This is a genomic window from Cryobacterium sp. CAN_C2, assembly GCF_015751745.1.
In the GTDB taxonomy this organism is placed as follows: Bacteria; Actinomycetota; Actinomycetes; order Actinomycetales; family Microbacteriaceae; genus Cryobacterium.
Window position 1 is genome coordinate 47,245 of the sequence record NZ_JADOUX010000011.1, and the last position, 17,372, is coordinate 64,616.

Here is a 17,372-nt window from a genome sequence, read left to right on the forward strand (position 1 = left end):
TTGTCGGTGTGACCGAGTTTCTCCCTGCTGCAGCCCTGCCCGATACGTCTCCGGCAGCGCCCGTTTTTGCACCCGCAACCGATAAAAACGAGGCGGTGGGAGCCCCCGAACAGACCCAGCAGCTGCTGTCTGACGAGCTGCTGGCGGGCATCCGCTCGCGGGCCGCCGGGTATGACCAGGCCAACTCGTTCTTCACCGACGACCTCGACGAGCTCGTCGCCGCCGGCTACCTGCGCGCCCTGGTGCCCACACACTTCGGCGGACTCGGCCGCACCCTGCAGCAGACGGCGCGCGAGCAGACGCGGCTCGCCGCGCACGCCCCGGCCACCGCCCTCGCCGTCTGCATGCACCTGATCTGGACCGGCGTCGCCACGAGCCTGCACGCGCAGGGTGATCACACGCTCGATTTTCTGCTCGAAGAGGCCGGCCGCGGCGAAATCTTCGGCTTCGGCGTGAGCGAACCCGGCAACGACCTCGTCTTGTTCGGCTCGAGAACGGATGCCCTCCCCCAGCCCGACGGCGGCTACCGGTTCACCGGTACCAAGGTCTTCACCTCGCTCTCCCCCGCCTGGACCCGGCTCGGAGTGCTCGGCCTGGACCAGGCGAACCCGGCAGAGCCCGCGATCGTCTGGGCGTTTCTCGACCGAGCGGATGCCGGAATCCGCGTACTCGAGGACTGGAACACCCTCGGGATGCGCGCCAGCCAGAGCCAGAGCACCGTGCTGGAGGGAGCACGGGCCCGCCCCGACCGCGTCGTTAGGCGCCTGCCCGTCGGCCCGAACGCCGACCCCCTCGTGGCCGGCATCTTCGCCAACTTTGAGATTTTGCTCTCCGCCGTCTACACCGGCCTCGGCCAGCGTGCGCTCGAACTCGCCGTCGAGGGCGCACACCGGCGCACGTCGCGGAAGAACGACGGGCGCACGCACGCGCACGATCCGGTCGTGCGCTGGCGGGTAGGCGATCTCGTCATAACGATGGACGGTATCTACCCGCAGATCGACGCGCTCGCTCGCGCGGTCGACGAGCAGAGCTGGCAGGTCGGGCCGGCCTGGTTCGCCCAGTTGTCGGGGCTCAAGTATCGGGCCACGCAGAACGCCAAGTTCGTCGTCGACACGGCCGTGCAGGTCGTCGGCGGTTCCGCCTACAATGCGAACTCTGAACTCGCGCGGCTCTACCGCGACGTGCTCGCGGGTTTCTTCAACCCCTCCGACGCGGACTCCGCGCACGCGACCGCCGCAACATCCGTTTTGGGGCCACTCGATGTTTAGCAAGACCACCGCCATCTCCCTCGACCACGCCGGCTACACCCGCGCCGTGCTCGATTTGACCATGCGCCTCGCCGAGGTCATCTTCACGGCCGGCGCCGGCGCCGAAGACGCGACCGCAGCGATGGTCGCGCTCACCCGCGCCTACGGGCTCAAGGGCACCGACGCGAACATCACCCACACCATCATCACGCTCACCCAGGAAGACCCGTCGACACACGAGTCGATCACCCGTAGCCGCAACGTGAAGTACCGCACCCTCGACTATTCCAAGCTCACCGCCACGTCGGAGCTGATCGCGGACATCATCGAGAAGCCGATCGACGTGGCCGACGCGCGCAAGATTCTGGCCACCATCGTCAGCTCGAAACCGCAGGTGCCCAAGCACTGGCGCCGCATCGGCTGGAGCCTCGTCGGTGCGGGAGCCGCCGTGCTGATTGGCGGCGGACCGACGGTGATCATCGCCGCGTTCATCGCCACCTGGAGCATCGACTGGATCACCTCGGTGCTCGACCACCGCCAGGTTCCGCTGTTCTACCAGACCGTTCTCGGCGGCGCCGTCGGCCCGATCGTCGCCGCGATCGTCGGGGTGATCGACCCCACCGCCAATCCCTCGCTCGTGGTCGTCGCGACCATCATCATGCTCCTCGCCGGGGTCACGACCTTCGGCGCCGTGCATGACACCCTGTCGGGGTTCTACCTCACCGGCACGGCCCGGCTGGTTGAAGCGCTGCTGATCACGGCGGGCCTGGTCACCGGCGTGTCCGGATCCGCGCTGTTCCTGGCCCGGTTCGGCCTGCTGCTCGAGATTGATTCGAACCCGATCGTGACGCTGGCCGTGCTGCCGGTGCTGCTCGTGGCATCCGTTGTGATTGTGGTCGGTTTCGCGCTCGCCGTTCAGGTTCCGTGGCGCGCGATCTGGGTGGTCTGCGTGCTCGGCGCTCTCGCCGAATTTCTGTTCGTCGCCGCGATGGCCGGCGGGTTCGGCCTGGTCTGGGCCTCGGCCGCGAGCGCCCTCGGCGTCGGCCTGCTGGCTGCGGTCGCAGCGCGCGTGGTGCGCACCCCCCCGCTTGTGATCATGGTGACGGCCCTGGTGCCGCTCGTGCCCGGTCTTACTCTGTTTCGCGGGCTGCTCAAGCTCTCGGAGGGCGACATCAACGGCCTGCTCGCACTGCTCACCGCGGCGGGCATCGCGATGGCCCTCGCGGCCGGCGCCCTGCTGTCGCAGTACGTCGTGCAGATCGTCTGGGGTCCGGCTCGGCGCTTGCAGCGCCGTTTCGTCGGACCGCTCATGGCCCTGCCGGTGCGGCTCGGCCGCGACGCCACCAAGCGCATCTAGAACGGCTGGCACGCCTGGCCGCCTGGTACGCCTGGCAGAACCGCTGGCCTCGGCACGAATCGATCGACATCAGCTGCAACCGGATGCCGCCGTGACGTACCGAGGCCGGCGCGAGTCGTCAGTTGGGAACGTCGGCCTCGCCATCAACTTCGACGACGTCTTCCTCGACGAACCGGTACGGGATGGGCTCGTCGGTCTCGCGACCGCGCTTATAGGTGCGAGTGATCGTTTCAGTGTCTTCGACCGACTCGAGCACGATGACGTCCTGATAGGCATCATCGATATATTCCAGCTCCACCTCGGTTCCGGCGGCAATCGGGTTCGGTCCAAAGAGAACTGCCCTGTAGGTGGCGCTATGACTCATGACGATGACCTTTCGACGAGGTGAGGGTTGAGTACAGCGCCAGCATACGACACACCGGCAGTCGCGCACAGGGCGACTCGGGCCGGGTTGACCGTGGAGATGCCGTTTGCGCTAAACCCGCGTATTCTCATGGTGACGGAGCCCCACGGCTCGGCGCGAAGGAGTACACAATGGCTGACAAATCACCGAAAAAGGATGCAACCAAGAAGGTTGCCGACAAGTCCCTCAAGGAAAAGAGGGCCGACAAGAAGGCGAAGTCTGAAGAGACCGCTTCTCGGGCCCGCAAGAGCTAGGTTCTGCATCTTCTCGGTACCAGGTTTTCTGATACCACGCGCTGAATAGGTAGCACTGACCAACACGCGCGCGAGGTGCCGCCACGATCGTGGCGGCACCTTTTTTCTCGCCGCGTTTTTCGCGCACCACAGCACCTCGCCGCGTTTTCTCGCACCACAGCATCCGCTTGACCGAACTACGTGACCGACGCAACCGCTCGACCGACAGCATCCGCTCGAAAGGACCAGCCATGACCCTGCCCACCGAAGACACCCGTGTGCTCTACCCGAGCGGCGCTGTCGACGCGCAGGCGACCGTGCTGCACACCGAGCCGCTGAGCGATGGACGCTCGGCCGTGTTGCTCGACGCGACCTGTGTGCATCCAGTCGACGCGGGCTGGCCCGACCAGGGCCCCGATCTGGCCCTGCTGCACCACGGCGCCGCGTTCTGGCCGGTCGAGGATTGCATCGTGGGCGCCACCGATGGATCGATGCTGTATATCGGCGACGACATCCCCGTGGCAAAGGGAACGCCCGGTTGGGCCTTCGTCGTGGTGCACGTGGTCGATGCGGCCGGACTGAACCCCGGCGACACGGTCACCGTCGAGGTCGACGAAGGCCTGCGCGATGCCACGAGCGCCGGGCACACGAGCTGCCACCTCGCCTCCCTCGCCCTCAACGACGCCCTCGCCGACCGCTGGAAGAAGGAAGTGCGCCCCGATGCCCTCGGCCACCCCGACTTCGACGGTCTGGCCATCGACGAGTCACTGATCGGCCCGAATGCCTCCGTCGACACCTACCGGCTCGGCAAGTCGCTGCGCAAAAAGGGCTTCTCGGTCGAGGGCGTCGCCGAGGCGCTCGCGTCGATCGCCGCGACCGTCAACGCAACCCTCGCCGAGTGGACCACAACGGATGCCGCGGTGCGCATCGACCGTGACGGCGACCTGCTCACCGATCGCCGGTATTGGGTCTGCGAGTTGCCCGGCACGAGCGTGCGCATCCCGTGCGGAGGCACCCACGTAGAGTCGCTCGGCACGCTCGGCGCCCTGACCGTGGCGCTCGCCCTGCACGACCTGGACGGCACCCCGGTTCTCACGATGAACACGTCCGCCACGCGCTGAGCCCGGTCTTCGTCGCCGCCACCGGCCCTCCCCACCTCACCTAAACGCACCCGCCCGTCGCCGAACCGTGACTTCTGGGGCGTTTAATCGTTCAAATTGGCCCGAAACTCACGGGTCGACGTCGGGGCCGGCCGACCGCGCGCCTCGTGGACTCAACTCATGGGCTGGAACCATTTTGCGCATTGGGGGCAATCTGAGGGGCCCGCCGGGCCACAGGATACGCACTGTGCACGGTCTTCGCGCGGGAGATTGCGCAATTCCTCTCATTGGCGCACACTTCAGGTGTACCAGGTCAGAGAGGACCCGCCATGAGCATTGTCGTTGACAGCCCGCAGATCGGCAGCACCGATACGGATGCGCCCAGCCCCGAATTTTTCACCGGGCCCACCACCGATTTTCTCTCCTACCAGGATCTCCTCACCCCCGAGGAGCAGCAGTTACTCGCCAACGCCCGCGAGGTGTTCGAGCGCGACGTGCGTCCGGTCGTCGCCGAGCATTGGAACAACGCCACGTTCCCGTTCGAGATCATCCCCGCCCTTTCCGCCCTCAACCTCGTTGATCTCTGCGCGCGCGGCGATAACTTCTTGCTGCACGGGTTCATGACGGTCGAGCTCTCTCGAGTGGATGCCTCCGTCTCCACCTTCGTCGGCGTGCACAGCGGCCTGTTCGCGGCGGCCGTTGCTCAGCTCGGCACCGACGATCAACGTGAACGCTACCTGGCCGACGCCCTCGCGCTGCGCAAAATCGGCGCGTTCGCCCTCACCGAGCCGGAGCACGGCTCGGACGTCTCGCGCAACATGCAGACGACGGCAACACGCACCGGAGACGTCTGGACCTTGAACGGCGTCAAACGGTGGATCGGCAGCGGAACCTTCGCCGCCAACGTGCTCGTCTGGGCGCGCGACACCGCCGACGACCAGATCAAGGGCTTCATCGTCGACGCGACGTTGCACGGGTTCACGGCCGAGGCGATCGAGAACAAGATCGCCCTGCGCATCGTGCAGAACGCCACGATCACCCTCGACAATGTCGTGGTCGCCGAGCGCGACCGGCTGCCCGGCGCCACGAGCTTTCGCGACACCAACCGGCTGCTGACCAATTCCCGGGTCTGGGTGGGCTGGCAGACCGTGGGACTGCAGTTCGCCGCCTACGATTATGCGCTGCGCTACGCGCTCGAACGCCAACAGTTCGGCAAGCCGATCGCGTCGTTCCAACTGGTGCAAGAGAAGCTGGTGCGCATTCTGGAGAATGCGACAACCTCGCTCGGGCTGATGGTGCGCATTGCCCAACTGCAGCAGGCCGGCACGCTGCGGCCGGAACACGCCGCGATGGCCAAGGCGTCTGCCAGCGCGCGCATGCGGGAATCCGTGGCGCTCGGCCGCTCGGTACTCGGCGGCAACGGAATCTCCACCGACTTCGGCATGGCCCGCGTCTTCGCCGACGCCGAAGCTCTCTACACCTACGAGGGCAGCTACGAGGTCAACACGCTCGTGGTCGGGCGGGCCATCACCGGCATCTCCGCGTTCCAGTGATTCGCCGCCGCCGAGCCGTGAGTTAGAGGCTCATTCTTGGCGAAAAACGGCCCGAAACTCACGGCTCGGCGCAGGTTCAGGTGCCCTTGTGGATAACATTTACGCCCGATCGCGATTCCCGGCATGATCGCTGCATGTCCACCTCATTCGAACGTGCGGCCCTGTCGTTCCGGCGGATGCGTGGTGACCGGGCGCGGCCGGCATCCGCTTTCGAGTTGGCCCGCGCCTATGCCAAACGGATGCCCGCCACGCACGCTTTTAGCCATGCCACTGCAGCTCTGATTCACGGAGTGTGGTTACCCGGTCGTCTCGAAGCAGATCGACGCCTGCACGTCACTGTGCCGGCGGGCACCCGGGCTCCGCAGATGACGGGCATCGTGGGGCATGAGTGTGCGGGCGCATCGATCCAGCGGGTGAATGGCCTCCCCGTGACGAGCCTGCTGCAGACGTGGTGTGATCTCGGCACGCTGCTGACCCGGGTTGAACTCGTCGCTGCCGCGGATTTTCTGTGCAGCGGCCGTAATCCGTGGCACACCCCCGCCGAACTTCGCTTGGTCGTCGCCGGCCTGACCGGGCGACGCGCCTGCCGCGCCCTACGTGAGGCGGCCGCACTCGCTCGATCCGCGGTCGACTCGCCGCAGGAGACCAAAACGCGCCTGTTTCTCGTGGATGCCGGCATTCCGGAACCGGTCGTGAACTTTGAGATCCGCGATGCTGAGGGCTACTTCGTGGCCCGGGTCGACCTGTCGTGGCCGCGTTTCAAGCTCTGTATCGAATATGAGGGCGACGGGCACCGCAGCGATCCGAGGCGATTTCGCGCGGACATCACCCGGCGCGAGCGGGTCGAGGAGCAGGGCTGGCGCATGATCCGCATCACCGATGACGACCTGAAAAATAATGGCCTCGAACTCTTGCGGCGGGTGCGCGCCGCCCTGGTCGCGCGAAGCGCACGCTGGTAACGCCATCGAGTCCGGTGCGTTCGATCAGCGCCCGAATGAGCGCGGTCGGCACGCCGACGAGGCCGAAACCGCCGCCGAAACGCGCGCCCGTCCCCGCCCACAATGCTCAGCCGCTGCGCCGACCTCAACAACTCGGCCGTCTGCTGCAGCCGCTGCGCCGGCGGATGCTGCGCCTGACGCCTGACGCCTGACGCCTGGTCTTGGCCGCCATCGCCCCGGCGCGGGCGTAGCGATCGGCTGTGTAACCGGCGCCCTGCTCGTGCCGCGGTGTCAGGTGTCGAATGGCTGAGCCGGCCAGCGCTCGGTAGATCCGAAGATTGTGCGTGCCCAAAATGCCGAACACGAGGTCGACGCCCTGCTGTTCGATCGACACGGACACCGGCTTGTCTTTGAGGCGGGCGAGCATCCGCTGCACCACCCCGGTCACTCCCTCGGTCTCGACCCCAGGCCCCGCGATGATCGCGAACCCGAGCCGGGCATCATCGGTCAGGTCCTGACAGCGAGCCTGCACATCGGCATCCGTGGGCTTTTGGACAGCTGTCAGGACCTGACCGATCGTGTGGACCGATCGAGTCAGGGGTCGATCGTGCCAAGGGTCGAGCGAGCCCTGGGCTACGGCGCGGGCGTCAGCACCCAGAGCACTTCGCACTCCTCGAGGTCTGAGGAATTGCGCCAGGTGTGCGGGTCGCGACCGCGAAAGGTCATGGCGTCACCCGGGCCCAGCACGAAGGCGTCCTCACCGATGGTGAGACTGAGCGAGCCGCGCATGACGAACACGAACTCAACGTCGCAGTCGAGCACATACATGTCGACACCAGCCGTGCCGCCGGGTTCAATGACCGACTGGATGACCTCGACCTGACTCTGCGTGCCGGGCGTCATGAGGTACTCGGCCGCGCCCCGACCACCGAAGTTGATCGGCGAACCCTGGCCGGCGCGCACAATCTGCGTGGTCGGCGGTTCGAACAGGTCGCCGACCCGCAGGCCGACGGCGTCGCAAATAGACACCAGGGTGGCAACCGAGGGCGACACCTGGTCGCGCTCCAGCTTGCTGACGAAGCCCTGCGTGATGCCCGCGATCGTTGCAACCGCCTCGAGGGTGAGCCCCTTGTTCAGCCGCGCGGCGCGGAGCCGGAGACCGATCGGAACCTGACGAGCCATGGTGTCCCTACGCTTCGAACTCGAGCGCGACCGCACGAACGGGTGCACCATCGGCTGCTTCAAAGGCTATCGGCAGAAGTGAGACGAGCGGCCGCGCGAAGTCGATCGCCGCGAGGTTGGTGAGATTCTCACTGATCACCCCGGCGACGTCGGCGATGAGGTGGTGCACCGGAAACCCCACCCCCGGGTGCGTCTCGTCGGGGGTCTCGTCGATATTGATGGCGTCGATGCCGAAGGTACGCACTCCGAGCGCGATCATGCGACGGCAGGCCGTCGCATCGAGATAGGGGTTTTCGAAGTACTGCGCGGTGCCGTAATGCTCGCTCCAGCCGGTGTGCAGCAGCACGATCACACCCGGTTCGAGCTGGTCGGCAACCGGTTCAACGTGCTCCCAGGTGATAACGCCCCGCGCGCCAAGGCCGCGAGCGTCGACGATGACACCGCGGCCGACGAACCGGTCGAGCGGCAGCTCGTCGATCTTCGGGGCCGACTCGTCGAAGTGATATGGAGCGTCGACGTGAGTGCCGGTTTGGGAGCCCATGCTCACGCTCAACAGGTTGAATCCGTCGCGTTCAATCGTGCTGTGCACGAGAAAACGCGCCTCGGGGTCGCCCGGGTAGGTCTGGGTGTGGGCATTGATGACCAGTGACAGATCAACAACCTTGCTTATCCTCATAGTCAAAAACTATTGCACATTGGTCAAGTTCGGCGCTAGGGTCACTTCCAGCCTGTTCAGAACTCGCCCTCAAACCCGAAAGTAGCACCATGAGCGACTACAACGACGTTGTCCCCGGCACCGAGACGGTCGTGCTGAACGCCCGGCCCAGGGTGACCGAGGTCGAACAGCACGGCATCGACACCATCCCCGACGCAGACCGCACCTCGACCTGGGTCGACCTGCTGCGCATCCAGTTCGGCGGGGCAAACACGTTCGCGACCGTGCTGCTCGGCACGTTTCCGATCGTGCTCGGACTCTCGTTCTGGCAGGCAGTCATCGCCACGGTCTGTGGGGTTCTCGTCGGCACCCTTTTTCTCATGCCGATGGGGCTGTTTGGGCCAAAAACCGGCACCAACAATGCGGTTTCCTCCGGTGCTCTCTTCGGCGTGCGGGGCCGGGTTGTGGGCTCTTTTCTCTCACTGCTGACGGCGATCGCCTTCTACTCGATCTCGGTCTGGGTCAGCGGTGACGCCCTCGTCGGGGCGCTCACCCGGCTCGCCGGCGTGCCCGACTCGATCGGGCTGCGCACCCTCGTCTACGGGGTGATCGGTGTCATCGTCATTGTCGTCGTGGTCTACGGGTTCCAGTTCATGCTGCTGGTCAATAAGACCGCCGTCATCGCCAACACGACCCTGATCCTGCTCGCCGTCGTCGCATTCTCGGGCACCTTCGACGCCGGTTATGACCCCGGAGTGGATGCCTACGCCCTCGGCGGGTTCTGGCCCACGTTTGTCGCCGCAGCCCTCATCGTGATGAGCAATCCGATCTCGTTCGGTGCATTTCTCGGCGACTGGGCACGCTACATTCCGAGGAGCACTCCGCCACGCAAGCTATTGCTGGCCACATTTCTCGGCCAGCTGCTCACGCTCATCCCATTCTTGTTCGGCGTCGCCACCGCGACGATCGTGGCCGGGCAGGTTGACTACGTGTTCGCCCTGATTCAGGCGTCACCGATCTGGTACGCCGTGCTGCTCATGCTCGTCGCGTTCATCGGGGGGCTCTCGACCGGAACCACCTCGCTCTACGGGACCGGGCTCGATTTCTCGTCGGTGTTTCCCCGGTTCACCCGGGTGCAGGCCACGATCGGCATTGGCGTCGTCGCGTTCGGGTTCATCCTGACCGGGCGGCTGTTCTTCGACCTGCTCGGTGCCGTGTTCGCGTTCGCCGGCGCGATCATCGTGACTACGACCCCGTGGATCGTCATCATGGCGATTGGCTACTTCGTGCGCCGCGGCCACTTCGATGCCCGCAACCTGCAGGTCTTCAACAAGGGAGAGGTCGGCGGCATCTACTGGTTCAGCAGCGGCGTGAACTGGCGAGGAATGGTTGCCTGGATCGGCGCAGCAACGATTGGGCTGCTGTTCGCCAACTATCCGCCGGTGATCGTTGGCCCGCTCAGCGGCCTCGGCGGCGGCATGGACCTCAGTCTGATCGTCGCCGTCGTCGCCGGGGCCGTTCTTTACCTCGGTGCCCTGTGGATCTTTCCGGAGCCGCGGTATGTCTTCGGTCCCGACGGTTCGCGGCTCATCCCCTCGATTCCAGGAATCCCGCAGGCCATTGAAACGGACCACGATTCGACCGCGGCCAAGGTTGCCGAGCTTCGAAGCCGCAGGCCGTGAACGTCGTCACTCCGGCGGCCAACGCTCAGGCCGAAGCCGCGGCCCTCGCCGCCGTCGATGCGATCATTGACAACTTCAGCCGACACCAGACCCGGGCCTACTTCGACGGTTTCGCCACGGATGCCACCTTCCTGTTTCACAGCACGCCGCACCGCCTCGAGAGCCGCGCCGACTACGAAGACCTCTGGACCGAATGGGAGCAGACCGCTGGCTTTCGCGTGCACGGCTGCACGTCAACGAATCGCCGCCTGCAGGTGTTCGGCCGGGTGGCCATCTTCAGCCACGACGTTGAAACGACCCTCGAACTGCAAGGCACGACCCAGACCCTTGACGAACGCGAGTCGATTGTCCTGGAGTATCGCCACGGCACCTGGCTGTGCGTGCACGAGCACCTGTCTGTGCTCGACACGAGTGCGGCCGAAAAATGACCGAGAAATGACCCAGAAATGACCGAGAAATGACACCCCCACCTGGTTCCCGCGAAACGATTGTGACGATCTCCCCGGATCTCGGCGCGGGCGCCAGCCAGGGCGACGCCCACTACGCTGCAACGAAAAAATCCATCGGGGGCGTCAGCCACAGTGTCGCCCTCGACGTCGGCGCTGCCTGCATCGGCCCGGCCATTTCCCGAACGCCCGAACGCCGATCTCATGGGCGCACAGACAGAACCCGTGGGCCCGACACCATCGAGGCGTGGGATCGCTCGGAGAATAACCCGGTCGGAGGCTGGTATGGCCTCAAGAACGGGTTCCGCGGCCGCGTTTGGCAGCACGATACGAGTTGGGCCAATTTGCCACAAACTGTTGCGGGGATTGTTGAACAATCATAGGCTTTCTCACATTCAGTGACCGCCGGCGCTGACTTTCATCCCAGAGAAGTGAGCAGCGCCCATGGCTCCGACCGTCCTACCCGCAACCGCGAAACGATCGAAAAAACTCCAGAGCAAACACCGCGGCGCACTGCTCGGTGCCATGTTTCTCATGGCGACGAGTGCGGTCGGCCCCGGGTTCATCGTGCAGACCACAACGTTCACGGTGCAGCTCGGCGCCGCCTTCGCGTTCGCCATTGTGGTGTCGATCCTCGTCGACATCGCCGTGCAGCTGAACGTGTGGCGGGTGATCGGGGTGAGCGGCAAGCGCGCCCAGGAACTCGCCAATACCGTACTGCCGGGAGCCGGCTGGTTTCTGGCCGCGCTCATCTGCATCGGCGGGCTGGTCTTCAACGTCGGCAACATCGCCGGGACCGGCCTGGGCATCAACGTTCTGTTCGGCATCGACCCGAAGATCGGCGGGCTCATCTCTGCCGCCGTCGCCATCGCCATCTTCCTGAGCAAGCGCGCCGGCCTGGCCCTCGACAAGATCGTGGTCCTGCTCGGCGCCGTCATGATTCTGCTCATCGGCTACGTGGCGATCGTGTCGCAGCCGCCGCTCGGCGAAGCGCTCAAGAACGCCGTCATTCCCGACAACGTCGACTTTCTCATCATTACGACCCTCATCGGCGGCACGATCGGCGGGTACATCACCTATGCCGGGGCGCACCGCATGATCGACGCCGGCGTCTCCGGGCATGAAAACGTCGGCGAGATCACCCGAAGCTCTATTCTTGGCATCATCATCACGGGCGTCATCCGGGTGCTGTTGTTCCTCGCGATTCTCGGCGTCGTCGCGGGCGGTGTCGCGCTCACAAGCGATAACCTCGCCGCTGAGGCTTTCCAGTCCGCGGCCGGAGACATCGGACTCACGCTGTTCGGCGTAATCCTCTGGGCCGCCTCGATCACCTCGGTGATCGGCGCCGCGTACACCTCGATCTCGTTCGTCACGACCGCCAAGACCTCGCCGCGGGTGCGCAGCATCGCCACCTGCGTGTTCATCGCGGTGTCGGCGACGGTCTTCACCCTGCTCGGCCAGGCCCCGGCCACCCTGCTCATCATGGCCGGCGCCGTGAACGGGCTGATCCTGCCGGTGGGTTTCGCGGTCATTCTCTGGGTGGCCTGGCGTCGCCGCGACCTGCTCGGCGGCTACGTGTATCCCAAGTGGCTGCTCGTGATCGGTGTCGTCGCCTGGCTGCTCACCCTGTATCTCGGCTATCGCTCGCTCGGCGGCCTCGTGCAGCTGTGGGCGTAGCGGCCATCGACCGGGCCGACCTCACTCCCGCGCAGGCCCGCGCGTTGTTTCGCGACGGGCTCGCGGTGCCGACCGCAGGCTGGTCGAGCGGGTTCACCCAGGCGAATCTCATCATCGTGCCGCGCGAGCAGGCCTTCGACGTGCTGTTGTTCGCCGAACGTAATCCCAAGCCGTGCCCGATCCTCGGGGTGCTCGAGGCCGGGGAGACGACCGGCCCGCTGCTGGTCGGCGGCGATATTCGCACCGATCTCGGCCGGTACACGGTCTACCAGAACGGTGTGCTCGTCGATGAGCCCACCGACCTGTCGGCCTGGTGGCGCGACGACCTGGTGACCTTCATCGTCGGTTGCAGCTTCACCTTCGAGGCGGCGCTGCACGATGCGGGCATTCCGATCGCCCACATTGAGCAGGGCCGGAACGTACCGATGTACCGCACGAACCGGCGCTGTGCATCCGCTGGCAGCATGGCGGGGCCCCTGGTCGTGTCGATGCGCCCGATCGCCGCTGACCGAGTGGCGGATGCCGCGCGCATCACTGCGCGCTACCCCGCCGTGCACGGCGCGCCGGTGCACATCGGGGATCCGGCCGACCTGGGCATCCATGACCTCGCCAGCCCCGACTTCGGTGACCCGGTCACCCTGGCTGACGGCTTCGTTCCGGTGTTCTGGGCCTGCGGAGTGACGCCGCAGGCGGCCGTGATGGAGTCACGCCCGCCGCTCGCGATCGGTCATGCTCCCGGCCACATGCTCATCACGGATGCCCGCGACTCCGACTATCTGGTGCCGTGAGCCGGGCGCGCCCTGGCCGCTACGTGCGCGCGTGCGCCTCGAGCAGCTGCTCCTCGGCGCGTCGCAGGTAGTCGACCATGAGAGCGGCCGCCGCAAAGCGTTCGCCCGCCTCGAACTTCTCGAGAATGACCGCGTTGTCGTCGATGTAGGGCGCGTGGAAGAGCGGAGTGGCCACCATCGAGTGGAAGACCAGCCGCATCTCGGCGAGCACCTGCGTCATCTGCAGCTTGAGGCGGTCACTGTCGGTCAGGGCCACGATTGCCGCGTGAAAGTCCTGGTTGGCGCTGGCCATGCCCGGCACCGAACCGGCGCTGCGAGCGACGCGGGCGCGCGCGATGGCGGCGTGGAGGGCATCCGTTTTCGGCTCGGTCGACCAGGTGAGCGCTGCCGGTTCGAGAAAACGCCGCACCCGGTAGATTTCGCGTATGTCGTCGACGGTCGGCCGGGTCACGAAGACACCGCGATTGGGGATGCGCGTGACAACGTGCTCGCGGGCCAGGGTCGCGAAGGCCTCGCGCAGCGTATTGCGTGAGACGCCGAGCACCTCGCAGAGCGGTTCCTCCGACAGCTTGGCGCCGGGCGCGAGCTGCCCGGCCGAAATGCGTTCGCGCAGCATCGACGCGACCCACAGGCCGGTTTCGGCGTGGCGAACGTCGACGCTCTGGCGACGCAGGTCGGGGAGAATCTCGTCGAGGGTCATAACCTCACAGTATCGACTCTCGTGCGCGGGTCAGGCCTCGATGCCGGCGACGACCGCGTGCAGGGTCACCGTGTCGCCGGGAACCACGAGCAGTCCAACGACGATGCCGGAGCGGTGCGCGACGACGGTTGACTCCATTTTCATGGCCTCGAGCACCAGCAGCGCATCACCCTCGGCCACCGTGGCGCCGTCCTCGACGAGCCATTTCACGACGGTGCCGCTCATGGTGGAGCGGAGCGCGGCCGGATCCGGCTCGCTGGCCTCGTGCACGTCGGCGACCGGGGCGACGGGTACAGGACCGCCGCCGTGCACGAGGCCGGCGAGCAGGGTGTCGGGTACGCCCAGCGCCATCCGTCGCCCGTCGAGTTCGATGGTGATGGTGCGCCGGCTCGGGGCCGGGGCCGCCGGGGCGAGCGAGGGGTCGTGGGCGAGCTGCTCGGCGAACTCGGTTTCGATCCAGCTCGTGTGTACGCCGAGCCGATCCGGCCCAGTGAACGCGGGCAGGTCGACGACCGCGCGGTGGAACGGCAGCACGGTCGGCAGGCCCGCGATCTCAAACTCGGCGAGCGCCCGGCGCGCGCGCCGTACGGCCTGCGGCCGGTCGGCGCCGGTGACGATGAGCTTGGCGAGCAGTGAATCGAATTGGGGGGGTACCGCATCGCCAGAGCGGATGCCCGCATCCACCCGAATTCCCGGCCCGGTCGGCACGGTGAACGTCGTCACGGTGCCGGGCGAGGGCAGGAACCCGCGGCCCGGGTCTTCCGCGTTGATACGGAACTCGAAGGAGTGACCGTGCGGCACCGGGTCTTCGGACACCGGCAGCCCTCCGCCGGCAGCGATGGCGAGCTGGGCAAGCACGAGGTCAACGCCCGAGGTCTCCTCGGTGATCGGGTGTTCCACCTGCAGGCGGGTGTTCACCTCGAGAAAGGAGATGCTGCCGTCGTCGGCGAGCAGGTACTCCACGGTGCCGGCGCCGACATATCCGGCCTCCCGGCAGATGGCTTTCGCCGAGGTGTAGATGAGGTCGCGTTGGCTCGCGGTGAGAAACGGTGCGGGCGCTTCCTCGACCAGCTTCTGGTTGCGGCGCTGCAGCGAGCAGTCGCGGGTGCCGACGACGATCACCGCGCCGTGCCCGTCGGCGAGAATCTGCGCTTCAACGTGCCGGGGCTTGTTCAGAAAGCGTTCCACGTAGCATTCGCCGCGACCGAACGCCGCGATGCTCTCCCGCACGGCCGAGTCGAACGATTCCTCAATGGCATCCATCTCCCAGACCACCTTCATGCCGCGACCGCCACCGCCGAACGCCGCCTTGATAGCGACCGGGAGCCCGTGTTCCTCGGCGAAGGCGCGCACCTCGGCGGCGGTCTCGAGGGTACCGTTCGAGCCGGCCACGAGCGGAGCGCCCACGCGCACGGCGATCTCGCGCGCCGACACCTTGTTACCGAGCACCCGGATGCTCTCCGGGCTCGGGCCGATCCAGATCAGCCCGGCGTCCTGCACGGCCTGGGCAAAGTCAGCGTTCTCGGAGAGAAAGCCGTAGCCGGGGTGCACGGCGTCGGCGCCGGCCCGGTGGGCGATGGCCAGCAGTTTCGGCACGCTGAGGTAGGTGTCGGCCGGGCTGTTGCCGTCGAGCGCGTAGGCCTCGGTCGCCATGCCCACGTGCAGCGCGTCGGCGTCGACGTCTGCGTACACGGCCACCGAGTCGAGCCCGGCGTCAAAACAGCCTCGAATAATGCGCACGGCGATTTCGCCGCGGTTGGCGATGAGTACTTTCTGCACGGTTCAGCTCTCGTTCGGGGTGTGTGAGGTGGCGATATCACGCGCTGCGGCGTTCTTCACCACGGCGGCGAAGCGGATGCGCGCGCCCGTGCCGAGCTGCGCGGCGAGGTCGAGGTCGGCGTGCAGCACCACGCCGAGCACCGGATACCCGCCGGTCACCGGGTGGTCGGCGAGAAACAGCACCGGAACGCCTGAGGCGGGCAGCTGGATGGCGCCGGAGACAGTGCCCTCGCTCGGCAGCTCGCCGCCGCGCGCGCGTTCCAGGGCGGTCCCGTGAAGGCGCAGGCCAATCCGGTTCGACTGGGCGGTGACGCTCCAGTCGGTGCGGTCGAAGTCGGCGAGGGTGTCGGCGCTGAACCAGTCCGCTCGCGGGCCGGGCAGGTAGCGCAGCACGGTCACATCGGCGGGCGGCGCCGGCGCGGGTTCGGCGGCCCCGACAACGCTCGTCGGCGGGGCGGGGAGCACCCGCAGTGCGGTGCCGGCGACCAGCGGCGGCGGGCCGATACCCGACATCGAGTCGGTGGAACGACTGCCGAGCACGAGCGGCACGTCGAAACCGCCGCGCACGGCCACATAGCTGCGCACGCCCCACGCCGGAACGTCAAGGCTCAGGCGTTCACCGGCGTGCAGCGCGAAGGGCGCGTCGGTGGGAACGACGCGCGGGGCGGCATCCGCTCTGCTGATCGTGATCAGAACGGATGCCCCCGCCACCGCGAGAACCTGCTCGGTGAGTGCTTCGAGCACGAGGCCGCCGAGGGCGTTTTCGAGCACGGCGGCCGAGGCGGGGTTGCCGACCAGCCGGTTGGCGCGGCGCAGCGCACCGCGATCGAGCGCGCCGGCCCCGGCCACGCCGAGGTGGGCGAGGCCGGGGCGGCCGAGGTCCTGCACGGTGGTCTGCAGTCCGGGCTGCACGACGACGAGGCCCGCAGCGGGGTCGATGCCGGTGCCGTCAGCAGCGGTCCCGACGCTGTCGGCCTCCGCTGCCCGGGCCGTCGGTGCGGTGCGCACGAACTCCCGCACGGCTCGAAACTGCACCCGATCACCGGGCTGCACGAGTGCGGGTTGGTCGCGGTCGAGGCTCCACAGGGCCGCGTCGGTGCGGCCGATCAGCTGCCAGCCACCGGGGGTGACCCGCGGGTACACGGCCGAATAGCTATCGGCGAGCGCCACCGAACCGGCCGGAACAGCCTTGCGCGGGCTACTGCGCCGGCAAACCCGCAGGCTGTCGTCGCCGACGAGATACGCGAAACCGGGGGCGAAGCCGCCGAACGCGGCGGTCCACAGCTGCCCGGTGTGCGCCGCGATCACGCCGTCTGGGCCGAGTCCGGTGAGTTCGCCGACCTCATCCCGGTCGGCCCCGTCGTAGATCACGTCGATGGTCACGAGCCCGTCGTGCCCGGTTGCGGCGGTGCGCGCGTCGATCGCGCGCAGCCGGGCAGCGAAGCCACGGGCTGCTAGAGCCGAGTCGGCCGTCACGAGCACGGTTTCGGCGGCGGCGACAACGTCGACCTGGCCGGGGAGCGGATACTCACGGAGCGCCTCATACAGGCCGAGCACCTCGCCGAGGCTGCCGAGCTGCACGAGGACGGCCCGGTCCCCGACGGGCCGGATGGATCGAATGGGGGTGGGCAT

Annotated in this window: 18 protein-coding genes; 11 read left to right on the forward strand and 7 right to left on the reverse strand. The window is 67.0% G+C overall.

All coding sequences use genetic code 11. From position 1 onward, the window contains the following. Nucleotides 1-95: 95 nt before the first annotated feature. Complete coding sequence (locus IWX77_RS10305; protein ID WP_196844475.1) at nucleotides 96-1,268, forward strand: acyl-CoA dehydrogenase family protein; 1,173 nt, start codon at nucleotides 96-98, stop codon at nucleotides 1,266-1,268. After that, the gene (locus IWX77_RS10310) at nucleotides 1,261-2,604 is read left to right on the forward strand and encodes a threonine/serine ThrE exporter family protein (protein ID WP_196844421.1); all 1,344 of its coding nucleotides are present in this window, start codon (nucleotides 1,261-1,263) and stop codon (nucleotides 2,602-2,604) included. The genes IWX77_RS10305 and IWX77_RS10310 overlap by 8 nt, the downstream gene beginning before the upstream one ends. A 118-nt stretch (nucleotides 2,605-2,722) precedes the next feature. On the opposite strand, the gene IWX77_RS10315 is transcribed toward IWX77_RS10310, so the two are convergent. Further along, a complete protein-coding gene (locus tag IWX77_RS10315) occupies nucleotides 2,723-2,968 on the reverse strand; it encodes a hypothetical protein (RefSeq protein WP_196844422.1) in 246 nt (81 codons plus the stop codon). A 170-nt stretch (nucleotides 2,969-3,138) separates the two neighbouring features. On the opposite strand from IWX77_RS10315, the gene IWX77_RS17155 reads away from it, so the two are divergent. The 4 genes from IWX77_RS17155 to IWX77_RS10330 all read left to right on the forward strand — a co-directional run bounded on the left by IWX77_RS17155 (nucleotide 3,139) and on the right by IWX77_RS10330 (nucleotide 6,852). Then, complete coding sequence (locus tag IWX77_RS17155) at nucleotides 3,139-3,261, forward strand: hypothetical protein (RefSeq protein WP_255408738.1); 123 nt, start codon at nucleotides 3,139-3,141, stop codon at nucleotides 3,259-3,261. A 230-nt stretch (nucleotides 3,262-3,491) separates the two neighbouring features. Continuing rightward, nucleotides 3,492-4,361 (forward strand): metal-dependent hydrolase, encoded by an 870-nt coding sequence (locus IWX77_RS10320; RefSeq protein ID WP_196844423.1) that lies wholly within the window; start codon nucleotides 3,492-3,494, stop codon nucleotides 4,359-4,361. 308 nt (nucleotides 4,362-4,669) lie between these two features. Then, entirely contained in the window at nucleotides 4,670-5,893 is a 1,224-nt protein-coding gene (locus IWX77_RS10325; protein WP_196844424.1) for an acyl-CoA dehydrogenase family protein, read from the forward strand. A gap of 134 nt (nucleotides 5,894-6,027) precedes the next feature. Continuing rightward, nucleotides 6,028-6,852, forward strand: a complete 825-nt coding sequence (locus IWX77_RS10330; RefSeq protein WP_196844425.1) for a hypothetical protein — start codon at nucleotides 6,028-6,030, stop codon at nucleotides 6,850-6,852. 124 nt (nucleotides 6,853-6,976) lie between these two features. Here the strand turns inward: IWX77_RS10330 and IWX77_RS10335 are convergent, their stop codons facing one another. The 3 genes from IWX77_RS10335 to IWX77_RS10345 all read right to left on the reverse strand — a co-directional run bounded on the left by IWX77_RS10335 (nucleotide 6,977) and on the right by IWX77_RS10345 (nucleotide 8,689). Continuing rightward, a complete protein-coding gene (locus tag IWX77_RS10335; protein ID WP_327012201.1) occupies nucleotides 6,977-7,363 on the reverse strand; it encodes a thiamine pyrophosphate-binding protein in 387 nt (128 codons plus the stop codon). A 101-nt stretch (nucleotides 7,364-7,464) separates the two neighbouring features. After that, nucleotides 7,465-8,013, reverse strand: a complete 549-nt coding sequence (locus tag IWX77_RS10340; RefSeq protein ID WP_196844426.1) for a helix-turn-helix domain-containing protein — start codon at nucleotides 8,011-8,013, stop codon at nucleotides 7,465-7,467. Between the two features lie 7 nt (nucleotides 8,014-8,020). Beyond that, nucleotides 8,021-8,689: a cyclase family protein gene (locus IWX77_RS10345; protein ID WP_196844427.1), complete on the reverse strand. Its 669-nt coding sequence runs from the start codon at nucleotides 8,687-8,689 to the stop codon at nucleotides 8,021-8,023. Between the two features lie 89 nt (nucleotides 8,690-8,778). Between IWX77_RS10345 and IWX77_RS10350 the strand changes: the two genes are divergently transcribed. From IWX77_RS10350 to IWX77_RS10370, 5 genes are all read left to right on the forward strand, one after another. Next, the gene (locus tag IWX77_RS10350) at nucleotides 8,779-10,350 is read left to right on the forward strand and encodes a purine-cytosine permease family protein (RefSeq protein WP_196844428.1); all 1,572 of its coding nucleotides are present in this window, start codon (nucleotides 8,779-8,781) and stop codon (nucleotides 10,348-10,350) included. Continuing rightward, nucleotides 10,347-10,778 carry a nuclear transport factor 2 family protein gene (locus IWX77_RS10355; protein ID WP_196844429.1) on the forward strand — a complete coding sequence of 144 codons (432 nt, stop codon included), beginning with the start codon at nucleotides 10,347-10,349 and terminating at the stop codon, nucleotides 10,776-10,778. The genes IWX77_RS10350 and IWX77_RS10355 overlap by 4 nt, the downstream gene beginning before the upstream one ends. Before the next feature lie 62 nt (nucleotides 10,779-10,840). Then, nucleotides 10,841-11,179: a DUF6855 family protein gene (locus IWX77_RS10360; protein ID WP_196844482.1), complete on the forward strand. Its 339-nt coding sequence runs from the start codon at nucleotides 10,841-10,843 to the stop codon at nucleotides 11,177-11,179. Nucleotides 11,180-11,240: 61 nt separating this feature from the next. Continuing rightward, nucleotides 11,241-12,473, forward strand: a complete 1,233-nt coding sequence (locus IWX77_RS10365; protein ID WP_297413015.1) for an NRAMP family divalent metal transporter — start codon at nucleotides 11,241-11,243, stop codon at nucleotides 12,471-12,473. Beyond that, the gene (locus tag IWX77_RS10370; protein ID WP_327012200.1) at nucleotides 12,464-13,261 is read left to right on the forward strand and encodes a putative hydro-lyase; all 798 of its coding nucleotides are present in this window, start codon (nucleotides 12,464-12,466) and stop codon (nucleotides 13,259-13,261) included. Before IWX77_RS10365 ends, IWX77_RS10370 begins: the two co-directional genes overlap by 10 nt. Nucleotides 13,262-13,280: 19 nt before the next feature. Here the strand turns inward: IWX77_RS10370 and IWX77_RS10375 are convergent, their stop codons facing one another. The 3 genes from IWX77_RS10375 to IWX77_RS10385 are packed head-to-tail and all read right to left on the reverse strand — an operon-like array spanning nucleotide 13,281 to nucleotide 17,372. After that, a complete protein-coding gene (locus IWX77_RS10375; RefSeq protein WP_196844430.1) occupies nucleotides 13,281-13,961 on the reverse strand; it encodes a GntR family transcriptional regulator in 681 nt (226 codons plus the stop codon). Nucleotides 13,962-13,991: 30 nt separating this feature from the next. After that, the gene (locus IWX77_RS10380; protein ID WP_196844431.1) at nucleotides 13,992-15,740 is read right to left on the reverse strand and encodes an acetyl/propionyl/methylcrotonyl-CoA carboxylase subunit alpha; all 1,749 of its coding nucleotides are present in this window, start codon (nucleotides 15,738-15,740) and stop codon (nucleotides 13,992-13,994) included. 3 nt (nucleotides 15,741-15,743) lie between these two features. After that, nucleotides 15,744-17,372: a 5-oxoprolinase/urea amidolyase family protein gene (locus IWX77_RS10385; protein WP_196844432.1), complete on the reverse strand. Its 1,629-nt coding sequence runs from the start codon at nucleotides 17,370-17,372 to the stop codon at nucleotides 15,744-15,746.